The organism is Peribacillus sp. TH14 (genome assembly GCF_016651145.1).
Taxonomy (GTDB): Bacteria; Bacillota; Bacilli; order Bacillales; family DSM-1321; genus Peribacillus; species Peribacillus butanolivorans.
The window spans coordinates 19082-38779 of the sequence record NZ_JAEKEK010000002.1 but is presented as its reverse complement, the minus strand read 5'-3'; the positions used below and the strand labels follow the sequence as shown (position 1 = coordinate 38779).

The following is a 19698-nucleotide window of genomic DNA, read 5'->3' as shown; positions in this document are numbered from 1 at the left end:
ATTGAGAATTCACTTACATATCTTTCGTAATACAAAAGTTTTTATACATCATCATTTGCAAAGGTAACGTATATTTTGCGAAAAAAAAAAAACTACCTATCGGTCAATATTCCGTATAACAAACAGATGAACTGGGAAAGGTATTTTTGTTATATAGATTAGGGAGGTTAACGTATGGAAAATGAAAGCTTGGCATTTCATGAAACCATGGAAACGCATGAAATTTTAAATTTTAAAACAATAGGTTTAATGAGATCTAAATTAATGCAAGGAATTTGCTTTGACAATGACTTAAAAGCATTAATGGAAAAAGACGTACAACAATCTATAGCTGCTATAAACGAGCTAAAGGGTTTTTATAAAGAAGCCCGAACAAACTATGAAAAATGAGGTGAAATTTAAATGGAAATGGATTTTTTAGATCCTCAAGGCGCTGAACATATGCCGGAAATGGCTGATTCCTCTTTCGCGTTAGATTTTCTACTCTCTATCAAAAGTGGGATTCATACTTATGGTATTGCATTATCTGAAACAGCGAATCCCGCATTGAGAAAAGCATTGTACCAGCAAATGGAGCAATCTATTGACTTACATGGTGAGTTATCCGATTTAATGATCAGGAAGGGCTGGCTTTATCCGAACGATGTAGGTAAACAGGTGGAATTAGATTTGAAATCAGCCGATATGGCGGTTAGTATCGCTGGAATGAATCTTTTCCCGAATGATACTGACAGACTCGGCATGTTCGCAACGCCGAATAAATAAAGGAGGAAAAGCATCATGAAAGCCGTAACTTACCAGGGCAATAAAAATGTACAGGTTAAAGAAGTTAAAGACCCTAACATCAAAAATTCGGATGATATTATTGTAAAAGTCACTACTTCAGCGATTTGCGGCTCCGATTTGCACTTAATTCATCAATTAATTCCCAATATGCCTACAGATTATGTCATTGGTCATGAGCCGATGGGGGTTGTTGAGGAAGTTGGACCAGGGGTAACTAAGGTAAAGAAGGGAGACCGGGTCATTATCCCCTTTAACGTTAGCTGCGGGAGCTGCTGGTATTGCGACCACGACCTTACAAGTCAGTGCGATAATTCAAATCCTCATGGGGAAATGGGTGGTTTTTTTGGATACTCAGAAACAACTGGTGGGTATGCGGGCGGGCAAGCTGAATATATGCGTGTTCCTTATGGAAACTTTACCCCTTTCAAAATCCCAGAAGACTGCGAGGTAGAAGATGAAAAATTGGTGTTGCTCGCTGATGCAGCATCCACAGCATTCTGGAGTGTAGATCACGCAGGTGTTAAATCTGGCGATACGGTTATCGTTTTAGGCTGCGGTCCTGTAGGTCTACTTACTCAAAAATTCGCTTGGTTTAAAGGGGCGAAAAGAGTGATTGCTGTCGACCATCTCGACTATCGTTTAGAGCATGCAAAAAGGACGAATAAAGTCGAAACCGTAAATTTTGCACAATATGAAAATACTGGCGAATACCTTAAAGAAATCACTAAAGGTGGTGCAGATATCGTTATTGACTGTTCCGGGATGAGTGGCAAAATGACTCCGATGGAATATCTTGCATCGGGTCTTAAATTACATGGGGGAGCCATGGGAGGGATTGTAATTGCGTCCCAAGCCGTGCGTAAGGCGGGAACTATACAAATAACAGGCGTTTATGGCGGCCGTTATAATGGATTCCCCCTAGGAGATATTTTCCAAAGAAACGTGGAAATTAAAACAGGTCAGGCTCCTGTTATTCCTTATATGCCCTACCTTTATAAACTAATATCAGAAGGAAAAGTAGATCCTGGCGATGTTGTAACCCATGTACTTCCAATTGACCAAGCAAAGCATGGGTATGAAGTATTTGATACAAGGACAGATGGATGTATTAAAGTGGTCCTTAAGCCATAAAGATGGTTGTTTTCATTTGGAAAAATAGATTTGAAGGTATCAAACCCTTTTTTAACTTTTGGAAGTGATTTTTACTTCTGGTTTAAATACGCATAGAAGAAGATTTAAGAAAAGTGAACACCCCTGTCTTGAGAGCTACATTTACCTTATTCAAATTAAGTACCAGAAAAGACGATTTTACCCCACGTTAAGGGAAAATCGTTTTTTTTGTGCTCTAAGCTATCTTTTTTCAAAGAGTTTTTTTCATTAAGTAAAACCCACGACCTACAAAAACTATAAGGGGCAAATTAGTTATAGGGTTTTCGTTATTTTTTACTTCTTTCGTTTGGATTTTTCACATATACTTTTTCTTTTCTTTGGAGATCAAAATCAGAAAAGGTTATAGCAGTAAGTGGATTCATTCAGCGAATCATTCGGCATATACTCTTTCATGGTAAAATCCCTATCAATTGTTATAGGGATTTTAGTTTGTTGCTTTGATTTAGCAAATGTTTTTTTTGCAAATTCAATCGATCCATCATCTTTCAAAACAAGAGAAGCATCAAAAGGCTTCTTTTCTTTTGTCTTCGGTTTCATCCCTTTGATCACACTTGTTTTCTTCTTGGTGCATAAATCTTTCACATGTTTTTCTGTCCCTTTTTTTCCAAGCATTTGAGATGGGAATGTCTGTTTACACCCACTTGAATATTCCGGAAATTTGATCAAAGCGATTACGATGACTGATATCCGAAGAAGATTATCCTCAATAGCTTCCAAGTATTATCTTTTTGTCCTCTCCAATAAACGATCTATGGAATCCTGTATGTGGCTGGAGATCGCAATCTCGGCTCTGTATACATCCCTTGTCCGGATGGCCTCAATGATTTCCATATGTTCCGATGGTGCGTCTTTTTGGTCGATCTCACCTTTGACGTGATAAAACCGGCCTATATGAAGATGACAGTGCATGCCTTTATATGCTTCAAATAAAAACGGGTTTCCTCCAGCGTTCATGATGGCATGATGAAATTGTTGATCTAAATGAGTAAAATCTAGTATTTTTTTGTTGGAAGCACCTGTGTTTGTGGAAAACATTTCATCTGTAAGCGCGGCCATTTCTTCCGTCACGCTTACATTATTTAAGCGGATAATATTCCGGACCGCATGCGTCTCCAGTAATATCCGGGCCTCTAACATTTTCGCCATATTTTCAGTATCTAATATGTCACTGACCCGATACCCCTTATTTGGTTCTAAGATGACTAAGTTCTCAGAGTTCAGACGAGATAATGCTTCTCTGAGAGGTATGGCGCTAATGTTGATTTCCCGGGTTAAATGGCTGATATTGATTTTTTGTCCCGGCGATAAATCCCATTCAAAAATCTTTTCTTTTAATAAATTGTAGACATATTCCGTTGTTTCTCCGCGTTCTTTTTCCTTTATCATCGAAAGGCCCCTAACTTAAAAAAATTCTATGAGAACGAGTGTTATTTCATATAGATGTAACAACTTAAATTAAAACTGAAGCAGCTTTCGGCTTGTTGACCCTATCAATAAGATAAGGCGAAACCATATTGATATCAAGAATAGAGAGTTTAGAAGTAGACTCCATAGTCTGCTGGAAAGCTACAAAAATATATCCTCATCACTGATGATTATATATTATATTTGATGGATTTTGAATAGATTATATATAATATTTTAAAAATAATCATGAATTATTTAATCTATCTATATTATTCGAAGTGAAAAACATTGTAATAGCAAGGTTTATATAAAAAAACTGAATATTTTTAATTTTAAATATTTACATAATCGTATATTATATGATATATTTTTGGAAATGATTACATACTATTTTTGGGCAGGATTCTACAATAATCAGTTACTAAAGAGTGTTGATGGGCAGGGAAAATCTTAAGTTTAAAATGGAAGCGCTTTATAATTGCCGTTTTCTTGATTGAAATTTATTGAATCTATTAGAAGAAATAACTGTGAAGTTAAAAAAAGTGATCTTTATTTTTCAAAGGAGGAATCTTCAATGAGCACAACGCTGAGCAGAAAAAACACATTTTATGGCCATTTCATAAATGGGCAATGGATATCCGATCAACATACAATCGCTGTTATGAACAAATATAACAAAGAAGAAATTGCCCAGATCGGCAGGGCATCCCGGAAAATTGTTTCTGAAGCGGTGACCAATGCCTTGGAAACCTTTAATACGAGAAAGCTAGATTCCAATCAACGCTACGAGATTCTAATGCGTGCAGCGGATATCGCTAAAGAGAGAAAAGAAGAGCTGGCGATGATTCTGGTTCAGGAAGTCGGTAAAGTATTGAAGGATGCCAGAGGGGAAATCGATAGAGGAATCCAAACGATGATAGCTTCAGCGGAAGAAGCAAAACGGATTGCCGGTACAGGCGTTCCTTTGGGGCAGTCTGGAAACGACAATAAGATGGCTTTCACCATCAGGGTTCCTGTTGGGGTTATCGGTGCGATCACCCCGTTTAATTTCCCATTCAATCTCACCATACACAAGGTAGCTCCTGCGTTGGCAGCGGGAAATACAATCGTGTTGAAGCCGGCTGAAATGACGCCACTCATTGCATGCAAGATCGCAGAAATTTTTTCTGAAGCTGGATTGCCTGCAGGTTTTCTGAATGTGGTTAACGGGTTTGGGCAGGAAACAGGTCAATACCTTTTGGAGGATGAACGAATTGCAATGTTCACTTTTACAGGGAGTCCCGGTGTAGGTCGGCATATTAAGAGCAGTACGGGAATTCGTAAGGTTACTTTGGAATTAGGGAATAACTCCCCAAACATCATTCACAAGGATGTCCATGATTTAGACAGAGCAGTTGAGCTCTGTGTCACACGAGGGTATGTGAATGCAGGGCAAGCCTGCATCTCAGTACAGCGAATCTACGTTCATAGAAATATCTGCGATACGTTTGTGGAGAAGGCAGTCAAGGTGGCACAGGGCTTGAAGGTCGGTGATCCGGAAGATTCTTCCACGGACATTGGCCCTATGATTTCCGAGAAAGAAGCAAGGCGTGCGGAAGAATGGATCCAGGAAGCCAGGCGTCTTGGGGCCAAAGTGGTATATGGAGGGAAAAGGCGGGATTCGATTCTAGAACCTACTATATTAATAGATGTGAAACCGGAAATGAAGGTAGTCTGCCAGGAAGTGTTCGCACCGGTGATTAGCATCATTCCTTTCGATAGCATCGAGGAGGCTTTCCGTCAGGCCAATGATACGAAGTTCGGCTTACAAGTTGGTTTATTTACATCCGATATCACTTTAGCCATGCGGGCAACACAGGAACTCCATTTTGGCGGTGTAATCATCAATGATGTTTCTACATACCGTGCCGACATTATGCCGTACGGCGGAGTGAAGGACAGCGGAATTGGCAAAGAGGGACCGCATTATGCCATGCAAGAAATGACAGACGAAAAACTTGTCGTCATCAATCTTTAGACTTTGGAGGTAAGGAATATGAGAAATACATGGGATTTTTATTCTACCGAAAGAATCGTATTTGGAAACGGGGCAATCGGGCAATTGGATGTGATCCTTCAAAGATTAAAGGCAAAAAACATCTTGCTCGTTACTGACCCAGGGATCAAAAATGCAGGAATCGTAGACAGAATTTCATCGTTGTTGGAACATGCAAATTACGAAACAGTTATCTATGACCAGGTCGTACCGGAACCTCCGGTAGATTCGGCGATGGACTGTTATAAGTTTGCTAAATCTCAAATGGATATTGATGCAGTAATTGGCCTTGGCGGAGGAAGCAGCATTGATATGGCGAAGATTGTCGCTTTGTTGGTCGCCCATGGCGGACATCCCCTGGACTATTATGGCGGAGAAAACCAGGTTCCTGGACCCATCGCCCCTCTTGTAGCGATTCCGACGACTGCTGGAACCGGTTCAGAAGTGACATCTGTAGCGGTGTTGACCGATGTGGAAAATAACCTGAAAGTTGGTATCTCGGATAATTACCTAAGACCAACCGTTGCTCTACTTGATCCAGAATTAACGTTAGGGCTTCCTGCTTATGTAACAGCTTGTTCCGGAATTGATGCTTTGTCACATGCGATAGAGGCATACACAGCCAAACCTTCTGCATATATCCAGGCAGAAGGAAGCATTTTATTCCAAGGTTCAATCCCCATAAGCGATGCACTCGCCTTCAGAGCCATTGAATTGATTGCAAAAAACCTGCCGCTTGCGGTGCAGCAAGGGAGCAATCTCGAGGCCCGTTCCAATATGCTAATGGGCAGCCTGCTTGCTGGAATGTCCTTTTCAAATGCAGGTACAGCAGCAGCCCATGCATTGGCTTACCCAATCGGAGGACTTGTGAAGTCACCGCATGGAGAGGTGACCGGGCTCTTGCTTCCATATGTCATGGAATATAATGCAACTGTAGAAACAGAAAAAATGGTGAGGATTTCCCAGGCATTCAATGTGAACACGGATGGCCTCTCCGATAAGGAAGCCGCTTTGGCTGCATCAAAAGCTGTGCTTACCCTGCTTGGGGAAATTGGACTGCCTACAAAGCTGACGAAGATTGGGATCAAAGAAGAGGATATTCCCGAAATTGCTGAGAAGACCCTCCAAATCGATCGCCTGATTCGGAATAACCCAAGAGTGCCAACCCAGCGCAGTTTAGAAGAATTACTTAGAAAAGCTTTATAGATTGCTTGAAGGTAGGGTGTCCATGAAAGTTTAAGCATCATAACCATTCATGATGGATCTGCAGACCGGGGCGGAAAGGGTTTCACTATCTAATAGAATATAAATGGAGAGGAAGATGAAAATGTCTCTTATGCCTTTTACATATAGTATGCCGACACGGGTGGAATGCGGTAACGGAATATCTGGAAAAACAGGGGAACTCATTAAGGATTTAGGTGTATCGAGTGTGCTGATCGTAACAGATAAAGGGGTAAGAGGAGCCGGTCTCTTACAAGGCATTGAAAAATCCCTTGCTTCGGCAAACCTTTATTTTGAGATTTACGATGAGGTAGAGCCTAATCCATCAGCTCAAACAATCCAACAGGGGACAGTGTATCTTAAGCAACAAAAGATGGAGGCGGTTCTGGCTGTAGGAGGAGGAAGCAGCATTGACACAGCCAAGGGCATCGCGGCAATGGCTACTAATCCCGGCCATATCCTGGATTATGAAGGGGTTGGAAATATTTCCAATCCTCCGCTCCCGATCATAGCAATCCCGACTACGGCTGGAACTGGCAGTGAAGCTACTAATTCAACAGTGGTAACGAATAAGGACACCTCTTTTAAATTAGGAGTACTTAGTTCACTTTTGTTTCCAAAGCTAGCTATATTGGATCCTGCCCTTACATTAAATTTACCTCAAGAGATTACTGCAGCTACTGGTATGGATGCTCTGACGCATGCAATTGAATCTTACACCTCCAAATCTGCCAACCCTGTCAGTAAGGCTTTCGCGATGCAGGCCATTAAGATGATCGGTGAAAATTTAACACGATCGTACTTTGTGGGAACGGACATGGAGAGCAGGGAAAACATGCTTGTAGCCTCCCTGTTAGCTGGTGCAGCCTTTTCACAATCCCGACTGGGTAATGTACACGCCATTTCTCATACATTTGGAGGAGTCTTTAATATCCCGCATGGCATCGCAAATGCAGCACTATTGCCATTCGTCATGAGATTCAACCTGCCGGCATGTGAGGATCAGTATAGAGAAATTGCAATAGCTTTAGGAAAGGATGTAAGCGGTTTATCCAATGCACAAGCAGCCGAGAAAGCAATCGAAACCATCATCGAAATGAATCGGAGCATGAATATTCCTCTTAATATTAAAGAGCTTGGAGTCTCTTTGGACGTTTTGCCGAAATTAGTGGAAGATTCCATGCGAAGCGGTAACGTGGTCGTTAATCCAAGGCTGACGAAGGCATCGGATATCCAACTGATTATAGAGAAGGCTTATGAGGGGGACTTTGAAGGTTTTAATAATGGTAATCGAAATGCAAGCAGTGCAAAAAATTCAGAAACGGCCATCGTGAATGTATAAAAACCATTCAATTTGAAAATCACCTGGAATTTCAGGGGATTTCGAATCAGTTTCCCCTTTTTAACTTTTTTCGGACACATGGATTTCCCGCAGCATTTTTCTACCTGAATATAATTATCTAATGAGGTGACGTATGAAAAAGACCAATGGAAGATGGCTTGTAGTGGTACTCCTTTTCGTCGCAACAACAATCAATTATATGGATCGGGCAATTCTTGGCATTGCAGGACCCTCGATTATGAAGGATCTTTCGCTTTCGGCAGTAGAATTCGGGATATTGGGGTCAGCGTTCTTTTGGTCGTATGCCTTAATGCAGATCCCGGTCGGGGTAATCGTTGATAAATTGGGGGCACGCTTAACTTATTCGATTGCCATCGTTTGGTGGTCGCTCTGTACGGTGTTTACTGGAATGGGACGTTCGCTTGGCGGACTGATTGGTATCCGCGTTTTAATGGGAATCGGAGAGGCTCCAGCGTTTCCAACCAATACGCGCGTTATTTCAGACTGGCTGCCGTCACACGAACGGGGCATTGCAAACGGGATATTTAATTCTGGTACAGCTATCGGGATTGGCATAACGACACCCATTTTAGCATGGATCATCCAGACTTGGGGATGGCAAGCATCCTTTGCGGTAATTGGATCCATCGGTTTTGTATGGCTGGCATTCTGGTTATTCTTTTTCAAAAACCATCCAGAGCAAAGTAAGATTGCAAACGAGGCCGAAGTAGCCTATATCAAAGAGGAGCAAACTCAAACCGAAAAAGCGACGACACTAAACGTCTCACCATTTAAATTCTTTAAATTCAGAAGTGTTTACCCTATGTTATACGGCTTGTTTGCCCATAACTATCTTACTTATTTAATGATGACCTGGCTTCCCACTTATCTTGTAGTCGAAAGGCAAATGACTCTTTTAAAAGCCGGTTTTTTCACGATGCTACCTTGGATCATGTCCTTTCTGGGAAATATTCTAGGAGGGGTTTTATCGGATTTCTTGATTAAAAGAGGCTGGAATTCCATCAAAGCAAGAAAGACTGTTTTAACCATCGGCATGCTTTTTCCATTAGCTATTATACCGACTATCTATACAGACAGCGCCATAATGGCACTTACGTATATCTCAATAGCAATCGGCGGTGAAGGATTGGCTGCGGGCATTCTCTGGGCCACTGTTTCGGATGTTGCTCCAAAGGGTGCGGAAGGAAAGCTTGCAGGACTGCAAAACTTCGTGGGGAACCTCGCTGGCTGGATAGCTCCAGTCGCAACAGGGATCTTAATAGCGAAGTTCAATAATTTCAATATAGCCCTGATCATACCTGTAGTCATTTGCCTTATTGCTGCTGTGGGGTATACCTTCGTTCTTAAAAATGAAAGGATTTCCATTAACACGGACATTGACGGGGGAACTAAAGTTTCAGGACTCTAATCTTTTTGTGTATATAATGAAGCGCTTTGCAAATTCAACGAAAAAAGGAGACATATTCATGCTGAAAACTAGTGGATTAGTCAATTTATCTGAACTGAAAATGTATGTGAACGGTGAATGGACTGCAGCGCATAACGGAGAAACTTTACCAGTAACAAATCCATCAACAGGGAAAGTGGTGGCAAGGATTCCAAATGGAGGACGCCAAGAAACGCATGCGGCCATTGCAGCTGCTGAGGAAGCGTTTAAAACCTGGTCAAAACTGACGGCACAGGAACGCAGTAAATATCTAAAGATATTGCATGACCTTATGCATGAATATAAAGATGAATTAGCAGAAATCATGAGTATGGAAATGGGCAAGCCCTTAACGGAAGCCCGGGGTGAAGTGGATTTTGCTGCAAGCTACCTGGAATGGTTTGCTGAAGAAGGACGCCGGATTTATGGGGAAACGATCCCTGCTTCTGCTGCAAATAAAAGGCTATCGGTGATTCGCCAGCCGATTGGAGTGGTCGCTTCCATTACCCCTTGGAATTTCCCGTTGGCCATGATGACGCGGAAAGTAGGACCTGCCATGGCCGCTGGATGTACAGTCATTGTCAAGCCTGCAAAACAATCTCCTATTAGTGCGTTAGCGTTTGGTAAATTGGTGGAAATGGCGGGAGTGCCTGCTGGAGTGGTCAGTATCGTAACAGGGAGTGCCGGACCTATTTCGGATGAAATTTTTGAAAATCCGGTAGTAAGGAAAATTTCTTTTACAGGATCTACTGAAGTAGGCAAATTGCTGGTTACCAAGTCAGCCCCGCAGCTCAAGAGACTTTCCCTTGAGCTTGGGGGACACGCGCCATTTATCGTCTTTGAGGATGCTGATTTGGAAGCCGCAGCAGATGGTGCCGTTGCAAGCAAGTTCAGGAACACCGGACAAACGTGCGTATGCGCAAATCGAATTTACGTCCACCGTTCTGTCATCAATAAATTCTCTGCACTTTTTGTTGAAAAGGTACAAGCTCTAAAAGTCGGAAATAGCATCGATCCAACCGTTGAAGTCGGGCCTCTTGTCAGCAGTGATGGCCTGGCAAAGGTAGAGGAACATGTACAAGATGCCTTGGCAAAAGGTGCCCGCCTTCTTTGTGGCGGACAAAGAGTTGAAGGGGAATTGGCTGATGGATTGTTCTATGAACCTACCGTTCTGGGTGGAGTGAATAAGGATATGCTTATCACATACAAGGAAACATTTGGACCGGTTGCACCAATCATCCCGTTTGATACAGAAGAAGAAGTGATCGAGCTTGCCAATAATACAGAGTACGGGCTGGCCGCTTATTTTTATACACAGAATATAAGCAGGGGAGTCAGGGTATCCGAAGCTCTGGAGTTCGGCATCATCGGCTTTAACGACGCAATTCCCACCGTTGCACAAGCTCCATTTGGCGGCATGAAAGAGAGTGGTATGGGAAGGGAAGGTGGCCATCAAGGCCTTGAAGAATATTTGGAAGAAAAATATATATCAATGGGTTTTTAAGATAGGGCAAGTAAAGGCTTGAGGTGAATTCGGATCCTTAAGCCTTTCCTTTTTTACCTCATAAAAAGTCTTAATTCAACACACGCTCCCCTTTGATTAACAAACCTCAGTTACAGAACCTATGGCCAGGTTGCTTTACATCCTAAGACAAATAAAAAATATCCTGAATTCCTGTTACGTTTTCTATCTCTCTAAGATATTGGTGTAAGCTCTCTAGTCCTTCAATGGTATGCGTAACTTTAAAACTTCCTTGATAAGGCTTCTTCTTCTCCAAGAATGCTTGAACCTGACTTTCACCTTTCGATACATCCAGACCAACTACTGGATTCATTTATTATCTCCTCCTAAAGAATATTGCCGGTACCCCTAAATCCTTCTTGCAGTATCATAGCTTCGCTTGTTATACGAGATCTTGGTCCCAACCAGCCAAATCATGTTTAAGCAAGTAGGGGGCGAACTGTTTAGTTGACGGGGTCCAAGCCCCACGGGCAGGAACGTTCTAACCCGGATACCGTTATCATATATCGATATAAAAATTGTTCAACCAGAAATAACTGGCTGACCTTTATAATACGAAGGGGCAGGATAGTTAAAGAGTGCTGTTTGATCTTTATTCAACAATTGGGCCAGATTGTTGAGGAATAGTGAACAGTAGGCATACTAATTTAAGATTATTTGTGAAAAGTTACACTTAAGCTATCCGGGCAATCAATCTGTAAATCCTTTGTGTAATATATTGGGAATGTCTGCTAATATTATTTATATCATATTGAAAAATTTCATATAGGGGGATTTATGAATTTAGAAATAACGTTTAATAACAATGTAATGGAGTACATACTTAATAAACTAGCAGCGCTTGGTTTATTAGTATTTATTATGTGTATATATATCATTTTGGGAACCGAATTTGATTTGTATGAGTTTACAGAGTCTATATCAAATATAAAGGTTTGGGGATTAATTTGTGGATATGCACTAGTGATGACAGTGCTAATCGATTTAGTAAGGTATAAATGGAGAGAGGTCACATACAAGACGAGTATCCTTTTGCACTGTTTAGCAGGATTTATTGTGTTTTTTCCATTTATGGGTATTAATTTGTTTTCATTGATTGCTGGAAGTGTTGGTGCATTATGTGCATTTATCTATGCTTTTAGCTACTATTTTTTAGAGAAAAAAAAGCAATTAGTATGGATTTCTCTTTTAGTCTTCCCTCTACTGCTATGTATAAGATTATTCGATTTTACTATAAAAGAAGATTGGACCGAAGAAAAGACAAAATCATCATTTTCCGCAGAGTTTGAGCGTTTCAATGGAAAAAACGAGATTCCAATATCTTTAAAAAAGGGAGATGTAGTAACGAGTTATATATCCTTTGACCAAATGAATGAGGGAGGATATGGGTATCATATTTTAGATAATAACGGGAAGTTAGTAGAGATGAAAGAGCTAGAAGATACGTATGGAGAATATAGAGACATTGATACGAATGTAATCCAGTTTAATGCAGAAAAAGCAGGTATATATATATTAATAGTCACAGGGGATAATTTGAAAGGGAAGATTGATGTAAAATGGGAAATAGATTAATGCAAAGGAATATGAGCACTTTTTAATATATTATTTGTACAACATATTCATTCTTATGACCTTCAATTATAGAGTTTTTGAAAAAAATGTACTTAAACAATAGTATGCTTTTATGCAATATCTTAAGTGGCAAGAAGGCTCACTATGTATCAGGAGGTCGATAATAATGCCTGTTCATGATTTTGGAATAATTGATAATATCGAAAATCTGAAAAGAAATATTGGTTATGAACCACAAAAATATAAATGTATTTCTGTTGATGATGAAATTATTAATCACTTAAATGAGCATTTATCTATTATGAGAACCTACTTTCATTCGCTTGAACGCCCAGAGTTTGGGTTAGCTTACTGGGGAATTACAATTATTCCACCTGATTCTTTATCAATGTTTTATGATGTGATTACATCTTCAACGATGTATAAAAAATCTGCTGAACTTAATGAATTAGCTTCTAAAATATTTCAGGCTAAAGAGGAAAATAAATACATGATACACTTTGGAATATAAGCCTTTTTGTTTTTTATCTTATCTAAATTAACGGGTGCTTATATTAAAGAAGGGATGGCTGCGGCTAACGGGTTCCCTTTTGAGGTGCAAACAATGCAAATCACATCACATTTTTTGTCACTAATATCAATGCAATTCTCAATGCAATTCTCAATGGAATTCTCTAATTAAATATCAATAATAAACGCAGAGAAGGGATAGCTTAATAGCTATCCCTTCATCTTAATTTCACTATCTAATCCCGTTGGTTGAAGAAAGTTGTTGTCTGTTTTTATTGAGTGTATTCGTCGCCCTTGTACTCCAAAATATCACCTGGCTGACAATCCAAAGTCTTACATATCGCTTCTAATGTTGAAAAACGAACCGCTTTTGCTTTTCCATTTTTCAGAATGGAAAGATTCGCCATAGTAATTCCAACCCTCTCCGAAAGTACTGTTACGCTCATTTTCCTTTTTGCCAACATCACATCAATATTGATGATAATCGCCATGATATTCACCTCAGATCGTTAAATCATTTTCTGATTTTATATTAATAGCTTCTTGTAAAAGTCTTTGGAGAACAGCAGCAAAAACGGCGATCACCATTGAGGCGAAAATAATGACCAATCCGATTGGTATGAAACTTGGAGGGTCAACTCTTTTCGCCATGAGATAGTAGAGTGGCATACCTAACAGGTACAAGGTACTGATCGTGATGGCACAGTGTTTTATATTCTTTAAAGCCTTTACCGATAATTCCGAGAACGCTTGGTTCTTATCAATATAGCTTAAAAGTTTAAAAGCTTGATAAAGAGCGAAATAAAAAGGAATCGCTGCCACGTACATATCGATTAAAACGAGAGATTTCATATAAGCAATATCTGGATACAATTCCCCAGCAAAATTCCCAATCTTAGGCACCAAAAATATGCACAATGCAAGAACTGCAATTCCAACCAGAAAAATAATTACCTTTAAGAAAGTGGTTGAACCTGGTTTAACATTCATTTAAAATACCTCACTTATTTAATGACAACATGATTTTATCATATGATTTATCGTTTTACAATAAATTTGTATTGTTTTTTATTGTATTATTATTGTTACATGAAGTCCTTCGATATACTTGTTTCTTTGATCAAATTCATGAAGGGCATTCAAATATTCCGAGTAAGACTCCGTATCATTCTTTGTTTTTTGTTGAGGAGAGAAAGAGAAGCGAAGTCTTGCATTCTTTTGAGAGAAATAATCAAGATCTATTTAAGCTGGAGCAAGAGAATAAACAGAATTTGTGGAAGAGTCATCTCTTGCTCTCATATAGACGGGCAGCATTCATGTAATAAATGAAGTGGTAATTGAGTAGGTTTGTGAAACATTGTACTTAAACTACGGGTGCGTTAGCATTCCTGTAGATCGTTAAATATCAGGTTTGAAAAAAATAGAGCCCCTCAGTAAGATACGAGTATAGTGTCCAATCTAACTCAAAGTCTTAAGGAGGAAGCCCTACTATGAATTTTAAAATGCAAAACAAACAAAATCAACTGATTGAAAGAATTACGGATCAACATCTAGTTGTTGGTGTGGATATCGCCCAACACGTACACGTGGCCCGTGCTGTAAACTATCGAGGCATTGTGATCGGGAAACCTTTGTCTTTTGAAAATAACGAAGAGGGTTTTACTAGATTACTAAATTGGATCAAGGAACTAAAACACATGAAAAACCTAGACACCACGATAGTCGGAATGGAACCTACCGGTCATTATTGGATAAACCTTTCAAAGTGGCTAGTCAAACAAAACATTGATGTCGTTACGGTCAATCCTCACCATGTCAAAAGAAACAAAGAAAATCGTGATAATACGCAATCCAAAAGTGATAAAAAAGATGCCCTTGTCATCGCTGATATGGTGAAGAATGGCTATTATGCCTTCGTTCGTTCCACTTCAGAATCATTTGAAAAACTTCGTGTCCTTATGGCCAACCGAGATGTGATCGTTAAGCGCCTTGTTAGCTCCATCAACCAGATTAATCGCTGGGTGGATGTTGTCTTTCCCGAGCTCCGGCAAGTGTTTAAAGACGTATCATGTAAAGGGGCAATCGCAACCCTACGCCTCTTTCCTACCCCAGCTGAAATATGTTCCTTACAGCCTCAAGATATCGTAACCGGGTGGAAATCATGTATGAAGCGACATTCCGGGCATAAAAAAGCCCGTTCCCTGATTACATTGGCCAAGCGTTCAATTGGTACGAAACAAGCCCTTGATGCGTATAAACTTCACTTGGAACAGTTATTAGAGGAATATGATCTCGCTTCATCCCAACTCGAAAGAGTGACGCAAGAAGTCACAAACGTCTTGGAACAGATTCCATTCGTTAAGCAAATACTTGCCATTAAAGGAATCAGCGAAATTTCACTGGCGGGCATCTTAGGAGAAGCTGGAGATCTGAGTGGGTTCGCTCACGGGAATGCGCTCCTTCGTCATGCAGGATTGCATCTCGCTGAGGCAAGCTCTGGGAAGTGGAAAGGCCAAATTGTTCTTTCCAAACGTGGAAGATCACGCCTGCGGCGTTACCTCTTCCTTGCGACCATGAGTCTGGTGATGAATAACCCTGAGTTTAAAGCCCTACACTCGAACAATGTTAAGGTGAAGAAGATTAAGAAAATGAAATCCATCATGAAACTATGTGGAAAACTCGCCCGTGTCCTAGTAGGGATTGCTCGTAATGGCTCTGTCTATAAACCGGAAATGGTATTCCCTCTTGAACAACTAGCAGCGTAAATTTACATTCACATTGTTTTTACGAAAGTTGGCTTATTCGTAGGATTTCAAAGAAAGCACGAAGTACTGGATATATAGAACAAAAGGGCAATGACCCGTTCCGTTAGCAAAACCAGCCTCCACCCCTTGGATAGGCATGACGAAGGAATGAAAGGGCATATGATTATGACCCGTTGAGACATGGGAGGGAAAGCCTCCAGGGGCAGCGTGGAAAATGCGTGCAGCATATGTAATAATATGGGATTCTCAATGGATCCCCTATTTCAACCTGCCCTCATCTTATCAAAACGGTCCTATCTCTTTCGTTCATCTAAAGCAACCTATACCATGTGGTTTGAAATCCTGCGAATAAGCGAGTATTCGTGAGCATTATCTATTAAACTGAGGGAGTTCTATAAGGATCACTAAAAGGTGTTCAATGACAATAAAGATAATTAATTACAAATAAAGATGTTTAATTTACAATAAACTTGTTTAACTCTTAACTAATAAGAAAAGGAGTATTGAATTTGAATCGTGTTGATGTTGTGTACACACTTTTGTTTAACGAGGATACCAATAAGATTTTAGTGGTACTAAATAAAAAAAATAACACTTGGTCCTTACCAGGAGGAGCAGTTGAAGCAAATGAGACTCTAAAAGAAGCAGCCATCAGAGAAGTTAAAGAAGAAACGGGCTATGATGTGCAGGTAAACGATATTATTGCATTAAATGAAGCATTTATAAATGAAGATCATGTATATTTTATTATGTTTGAAGGGCAAGTTCTAAAATCACCTGAACAAATTCCAAAGGAAAAAAACATTTTAAGAGTTGAATGGGTAAATTTAGAGGAAGCAGATAGACTAATGCCTTATTATCCAGAAGGAGTATCCAAACTAATTAGCAACTCCAGAGCAGGATATACATTCCAGAAATAATTAAAATACAATGGTATTAGGGCTAAATTGCTGTGTTATTGCATTGAATTATAGATTTTAAATGACATTATTGTTACTGTGGAAAGAGCAATTTTGACCTACAATCAAAATTAATAACTTTATTTTAACACCGTTCAAAAATTTGGACGGTGTTATGCATGTTTGTAGCTTTAAAATTAAACGACCTTATTGTCAATCAACAAAAGGATCACAAAAAATGATCAAACTATTTTATAAAAACCGTATACTTAATCACTAGAAAAGAATCCATTTTGTTCATTTTTTTCCAAAATGGATTCTTTTTATTTACGCTAATATGGGGGTTCAGGAGGACCTTTTGATCAATCCCTATAGTTGATTCTTTTACGTGCAAAATAGCACTTAAGTTAAGTGCAAATTATCACCTAAATTTACAGAATAGGATTCTAACGCTTTTTAAATGTGAGACTTGAACATTAAGCCTTATTAGCGCGATAACTTTCACTCTTAACGGAATCAGTACGGCACTTATTTGCAAAATGGGTGATTAAGGCCTTAGAATTAATCACAATTAATCCTGCAATGATCGTGATTCCCCCGAAAAACATGAGCCATGTTATCTTTTCCTGATACAAGACCTTCCCAAGTCCTAAGGCAATGATGGGGGAGATGTAGAGCCATGTGGACGGAAATATCGGGTCCGTTTTTGAAACAAGCCAATAGTATATGGTATGGGCAATCATAGAGCCAAAAACGGTCAAGTACACGATCGATCCTATTGCATTCTTATTTGCAAGATCTCCTATGTTTATCTGCTCAGATGTCAAAGACAGCAGCAGAAGCAATGCACCGCCGTAAATCATTTGAGTAGCATTCAGCATAATAGGTGAGGTGCCTGAAAAACGCTCTGACACCTTTTTGGAATAGATCGTTCCTGCTGCATAACCCACTTGACCAAGCAGAATAAGGAAGCAAGCGATCAGCCATATTGAATCGTAGGAAACAGTCAGATTCGGCATAAGGAGCAGAGCCACTCCAATCAAGCTGATTGCACATCCTACAAACGTTCTTATAGATAACTTAACGTGCAAGACCATTGTTTGAATCAGCAAAATCATAATTGGTCCCGTTGCAGACAGGACAGCACCAACTCCGGAAGCAACGTACTGTTCCGCCCAATATAGCGTAGCAAACGTTCCGAATGTTAACGTACTTCCTGTGATGAATGATTCTTTAGAAAAAAGAACAGCCAGATTTGCTTTTTTTCGCAGCGACATCATTAAAAATAGAAGGATTCCTGCCATGAAAAATCGAATCCCTGCTGAAAAAAAGGGAGGAAGCCCTTCGTCTACTCCTATTTTTATTGCCAGGAATGTTGTCCCAAAAATCAAGCACATACAAATATAGTTAAAGATAATCATGTAAATCCCTCCTTGCTACTCATCATATAGGACGGGAAATAGAACAGATTCATTGTAGGTAGAACAGATCGCAAACCTTGGTGCTAAACTGATATTGGGGGGAATTCATGTGAAGATAAAATCCTCAGAGCTTTATAAGCAGATTTACGATTTGGTTCTTGCCAAAATTGATCGTAAAGAATGGAAGGAACATGAGAAACTGCCTTCTGTAAGAAGAATGGCGGAGGAACTGAATGTAAATCGGTTGACTGTTCTAAGAGCTTATCAATTACTAAAAGAACATAAAAAGATATACGCAAAGGAAAAATCAGGGTACTTTGTTCAGCCTGAAGATCCATCTTTTTCTTTGAATGAATCTCAGCTGCCAGAAATCGCTGACTATCCTTATAGCAACCTGTTGTCATCGATCCATCAGGTGGCTGTTGACTATCAATTCTCTCAAGCCCTTATTGATCCGAATCTCCTGCCGAATTCTTATTTATCTGAATATGTCAAAAAGGTTTTTACCCTCTATCCCAAAGTGCTTGGCACTTATTCGACTGTTCAAGGGGATGAGGAATTGAGGACAGCACTTTCAGACTACTTTTACAAGACGCACCATTTTTTTGCACCGATTGATGAGCTGTTAATTACTTCAGGTGCTCAACAGGCCATTGATCTCGTGGCAAAGGTTCTGCTTAGGGCGAATGATACAGTATTAGTTGAGAGGCCTACATACAGCTCAGCCATTGATATTTTCAGGCAATATGGTGCGCGTATTATTGGGATTGAGATTGGGCAGGGCGGTTACGATCTGAATCAGCTAGAACATATCTTAAAAAAAGATAAACCGCGGTTTTTCTATACAAATCCAACCTTCAATAATCCAACAGGCCACACCATTTCTGCTCTGCAAAGAAAACAGCTGGTGGAACTTGCAGAAAAGTATCAATGTGTCATCGTTGAAGATGATCCTTTCAGGGATATTTATTTTGATAAGGCTCCTCCATTCCCGATTTATTCGTATGATACCGATGGCTATGTTATCTATATCCGCAGCTTTAGTAAATACGTTTCACCTGGATTGCGTGTTGCAGCTGTAGCTTGCCGTCATCCGCTAATGAGCCACTTGATTACTTCAAAGTCACTCGCTGACAACGGGACGGCCCTTATTAATCAAAAAATGTTCCTGCACTATTTTTTCTCGGAACGAATGCAGATTCACTTGGAGAAATTGCGAACAGCTCTATTTTTAAGGAAAGAAGTAATGAGAAATGAACTGGCTGCAACGTCATGGAAATGGACAGATCCATCAGGAGGATTAAACTTGTGGGTGGAACTTCCAGAACAAATTTCAGTTGAAAAGCTCCTTGATGCCTGTTTGGAACAGTCCATTTCCTTCGTGCCGGGATCTATATGTGATCCAGATCAAGCCCTTAGATCGTGGATTAGACTGAGCTTTTCGTACGCAAACGAAATACAGCTGCAAACAGGCATGAAAAAACTAATGACGGTTGCTGAAACGATAAATAGTGATTCCGCATATCGACAATGATTTTAATTACAAGTTCAACTTATATAGCAAGATTTTATATGAAATCCCTATCAAAGTTTGC

At 39.9% G+C, this 19698-nt stretch carries 18 protein-coding genes and 1 pseudogene; 13 read left to right on the top strand and 6 right to left on the bottom strand.

Features of this window, described 5'->3' with window-relative positions; all coding sequences use genetic code 11:
- The first annotated feature begins 174 nt into the window (after positions 1–174).
- The 3 genes from JFU50_RS28160 to JFU50_RS28150 are packed head-to-tail and all read left to right on the top strand — an operon-like array spanning position 175 to position 1917.
- Positions 175–390 (top strand): hypothetical protein, encoded by a 216-nt coding sequence (locus tag JFU50_RS28160; protein WP_048682438.1) that lies wholly within the window; start codon positions 175–177, stop codon positions 388–390.
- 12 nt (positions 391–402) lie between these two features.
- A complete protein-coding gene (locus JFU50_RS28155) occupies positions 403–765 on the top strand; it encodes a spore coat protein (protein ID WP_048682441.1) in 363 nt (120 codons plus the stop codon).
- A gap of 15 nt (positions 766–780) precedes the next feature.
- Positions 781–1917, top strand: a complete 1137-nt coding sequence (locus tag JFU50_RS28150; RefSeq protein ID WP_201183734.1) for a zinc-dependent alcohol dehydrogenase — start codon at positions 781–783, stop codon at positions 1915–1917.
- Between the two features lie 369 nt (positions 1918–2286).
- Here JFU50_RS28150 and JFU50_RS28145 read toward each other — a convergent pair whose 3' ends face one another.
- Together JFU50_RS28145 and JFU50_RS28140 are read right to left on the bottom strand one after the other, a co-directional pair.
- Complete coding sequence (locus tag JFU50_RS28145) at positions 2287–2673, bottom strand: topoisomerase C-terminal repeat-containing protein (protein ID WP_201225234.1); 387 nt, start codon at positions 2671–2673, stop codon at positions 2287–2289.
- Positions 2674–2676: 3 nt separating this feature from the next.
- Entirely contained in the window at positions 2677–3342 is a 666-nt protein-coding gene (locus tag JFU50_RS28140) for a GntR family transcriptional regulator (RefSeq protein ID WP_057215460.1), read from the bottom strand.
- A 595-nt stretch (positions 3343–3937) separates the two neighbouring features.
- On the opposite strand from JFU50_RS28140, the gene JFU50_RS28135 reads away from it, so the two are divergent.
- The 5 genes from JFU50_RS28135 (at position 3938) to JFU50_RS28115 (ending at position 10915) form a co-directional block, all read left to right on the top strand.
- Positions 3938–5380: an aldehyde dehydrogenase family protein gene (locus JFU50_RS28135; RefSeq protein ID WP_201183737.1), complete on the top strand. Its 1443-nt coding sequence runs from the start codon at positions 3938–3940 to the stop codon at positions 5378–5380.
- An 18-nt stretch (positions 5381–5398) separates the two neighbouring features.
- Positions 5399–6604 carry a hydroxyacid-oxoacid transhydrogenase gene (locus JFU50_RS28130; protein ID WP_201183738.1) on the top strand — a complete coding sequence of 402 codons (1206 nt, stop codon included), beginning with the start codon at positions 5399–5401 and terminating at the stop codon, positions 6602–6604.
- A gap of 115 nt (positions 6605–6719) precedes the next feature.
- Positions 6720–7964, top strand: coding sequence for an iron-containing alcohol dehydrogenase (locus tag JFU50_RS28125; protein ID WP_242489164.1), 1245 nt, complete (start codon positions 6720–6722; stop codon positions 7962–7964).
- 133 nt (positions 7965–8097) lie between these two features.
- A complete protein-coding gene (locus tag JFU50_RS28120; protein ID WP_201225233.1) occupies positions 8098–9393 on the top strand; it encodes an MFS transporter in 1296 nt (431 codons plus the stop codon).
- 58 nt (positions 9394–9451) lie between these two features.
- Positions 9452–10915: an NAD-dependent succinate-semialdehyde dehydrogenase gene (locus tag JFU50_RS28115; protein ID WP_201225232.1), complete on the top strand. Its 1464-nt coding sequence runs from the start codon at positions 9452–9454 to the stop codon at positions 10913–10915.
- Positions 10916–11078: 163 nt separating this feature from the next.
- Here the strand turns inward: JFU50_RS28115 and JFU50_RS28110 are convergent.
- Positions 11079–11246, bottom strand: a pseudogene (locus JFU50_RS28110) (IS110 family transposase); the annotation flags it as partial.
- Positions 11247–11710: 464 nt separating this feature from the next.
- On the opposite strand from JFU50_RS28110, the gene JFU50_RS28105 reads away from it, so the two are divergent.
- Together JFU50_RS28105 and JFU50_RS28100 are read left to right on the top strand one after the other, a co-directional pair.
- Positions 11711–12508 carry a hypothetical protein gene (locus JFU50_RS28105; protein WP_201225230.1) on the top strand — a complete coding sequence of 266 codons (798 nt, stop codon included), beginning with the start codon at positions 11711–11713 and terminating at the stop codon, positions 12506–12508.
- A gap of 166 nt (positions 12509–12674) precedes the next feature.
- Positions 12675–13019 carry a short-chain dehydrogenase gene (locus tag JFU50_RS28100; protein ID WP_207196621.1) on the top strand — a complete coding sequence of 115 codons (345 nt, stop codon included), beginning with the start codon at positions 12675–12677 and terminating at the stop codon, positions 13017–13019.
- Positions 13020–13290: 271 nt separating this feature from the next.
- Here the strand turns inward: JFU50_RS28100 and JFU50_RS28095 are convergent, their stop codons facing one another.
- A complete protein-coding gene (locus JFU50_RS28095; protein ID WP_201225229.1) occupies positions 13291–13509 on the bottom strand; it encodes a helix-turn-helix domain-containing protein in 219 nt (72 codons plus the stop codon).
- A gap of 10 nt (positions 13510–13519) precedes the next feature.
- On the bottom strand, positions 13520–14008 hold the full coding sequence (locus JFU50_RS28090) for a DUF2975 domain-containing protein (RefSeq protein ID WP_201183788.1): 489 nt from the start codon (positions 14006–14008) through the stop codon (positions 13520–13522).
- Positions 14009–14508: 500 nt separating this feature from the next.
- Between JFU50_RS28090 and JFU50_RS28085 the strand changes: the two genes are divergently transcribed.
- Both JFU50_RS28085 and JFU50_RS28080 read left to right on the top strand, forming a co-directional pair.
- Positions 14509–15783 (top strand): IS110 family transposase, encoded by a 1275-nt coding sequence (locus tag JFU50_RS28085; protein WP_201225228.1) that lies wholly within the window; start codon positions 14509–14511, stop codon positions 15781–15783.
- A gap of 509 nt (positions 15784–16292) precedes the next feature.
- Positions 16293–16703: an NUDIX hydrolase gene (locus JFU50_RS28080; protein WP_201183791.1), complete on the top strand. Its 411-nt coding sequence runs from the start codon at positions 16293–16295 to the stop codon at positions 16701–16703.
- Between the two features lie 455 nt (positions 16704–17158).
- On the opposite strand, the gene JFU50_RS28075 is transcribed toward JFU50_RS28080, so the two are convergent.
- A complete protein-coding gene (locus tag JFU50_RS28075; protein WP_098175944.1) occupies positions 17159–18103 on the bottom strand; it encodes a DMT family transporter in 945 nt (314 codons plus the stop codon).
- Between the two features lie 103 nt (positions 18104–18206).
- On the opposite strand from JFU50_RS28075, the gene JFU50_RS28070 reads away from it, so the two are divergent.
- Entirely contained in the window at positions 18207–19637 is a 1431-nt protein-coding gene (locus tag JFU50_RS28070) for an aminotransferase class I/II-fold pyridoxal phosphate-dependent enzyme (protein ID WP_201225606.1), read from the top strand.
- Positions 19638–19698: the final 61 nt, after the last annotated feature.

What these genes read in the sequence shown, in the direction of transcription:
- JFU50_RS28075 (WP_098175944.1), bottom strand. Translation starts at nt 18,103, where the DNA reads ATGATTATCTTTAACTATATTTGTATGTGCTTGATTTTTGGGACAACA.
- JFU50_RS28150 (WP_201183734.1), top strand. Translation starts at nt 781, where the DNA reads ATGAAAGCCGTAACTTACCAGGGCAATAAAAATGTACAGGTTAAAGAA.
- JFU50_RS28125 (WP_242489164.1), top strand. Translation starts at nt 6,720, where the DNA reads ATGAAAATGTCTCTTATGCCTTTTACATATAGTATGCCGACACGGGTG.
- JFU50_RS28095 (WP_201225229.1), bottom strand. Translation starts at nt 13,509, where the DNA reads ATGGCGATTATCATCAATATTGATGTGATGTTGGCAAAAAGGAAAATG.
- JFU50_RS28115 (WP_201225232.1), top strand. Translation starts at nt 9,452, where the DNA reads ATGCTGAAAACTAGTGGATTAGTCAATTTATCTGAACTGAAAATGTAT.
- JFU50_RS28085 (WP_201225228.1), top strand. Translation starts at nt 14,509, where the DNA reads ATGAATTTTAAAATGCAAAACAAACAAAATCAACTGATTGAAAGAATT.
- JFU50_RS28120 (WP_201225233.1), top strand. Translation starts at nt 8,098, where the DNA reads ATGAAAAAGACCAATGGAAGATGGCTTGTAGTGGTACTCCTTTTCGTC.
- JFU50_RS28105 (WP_201225230.1), top strand. Translation starts at nt 11,711, where the DNA reads ATGAATTTAGAAATAACGTTTAATAACAATGTAATGGAGTACATACTT.
- JFU50_RS28100 (WP_207196621.1), top strand. Translation starts at nt 12,675, where the DNA reads ATGCCTGTTCATGATTTTGGAATAATTGATAATATCGAAAATCTGAAA.
- JFU50_RS28130 (WP_201183738.1), top strand. Translation starts at nt 5,399, where the DNA reads ATGAGAAATACATGGGATTTTTATTCTACCGAAAGAATCGTATTTGGA.
- JFU50_RS28155 (WP_048682441.1), top strand. Translation starts at nt 403, where the DNA reads ATGGAAATGGATTTTTTAGATCCTCAAGGCGCTGAACATATGCCGGAA.
- JFU50_RS28160 (WP_048682438.1), top strand. Translation starts at nt 175, where the DNA reads ATGGAAAATGAAAGCTTGGCATTTCATGAAACCATGGAAACGCATGAA.
- JFU50_RS28135 (WP_201183737.1), top strand. Translation starts at nt 3,938, where the DNA reads ATGAGCACAACGCTGAGCAGAAAAAACACATTTTATGGCCATTTCATA.
- JFU50_RS28140 (WP_057215460.1), bottom strand. Translation starts at nt 3,342, where the DNA reads ATGATAAAGGAAAAAGAACGCGGAGAAACAACGGAATATGTCTACAAT.
- JFU50_RS28090 (WP_201183788.1), bottom strand. Translation starts at nt 14,008, where the DNA reads ATGAATGTTAAACCAGGTTCAACCACTTTCTTAAAGGTAATTATTTTT.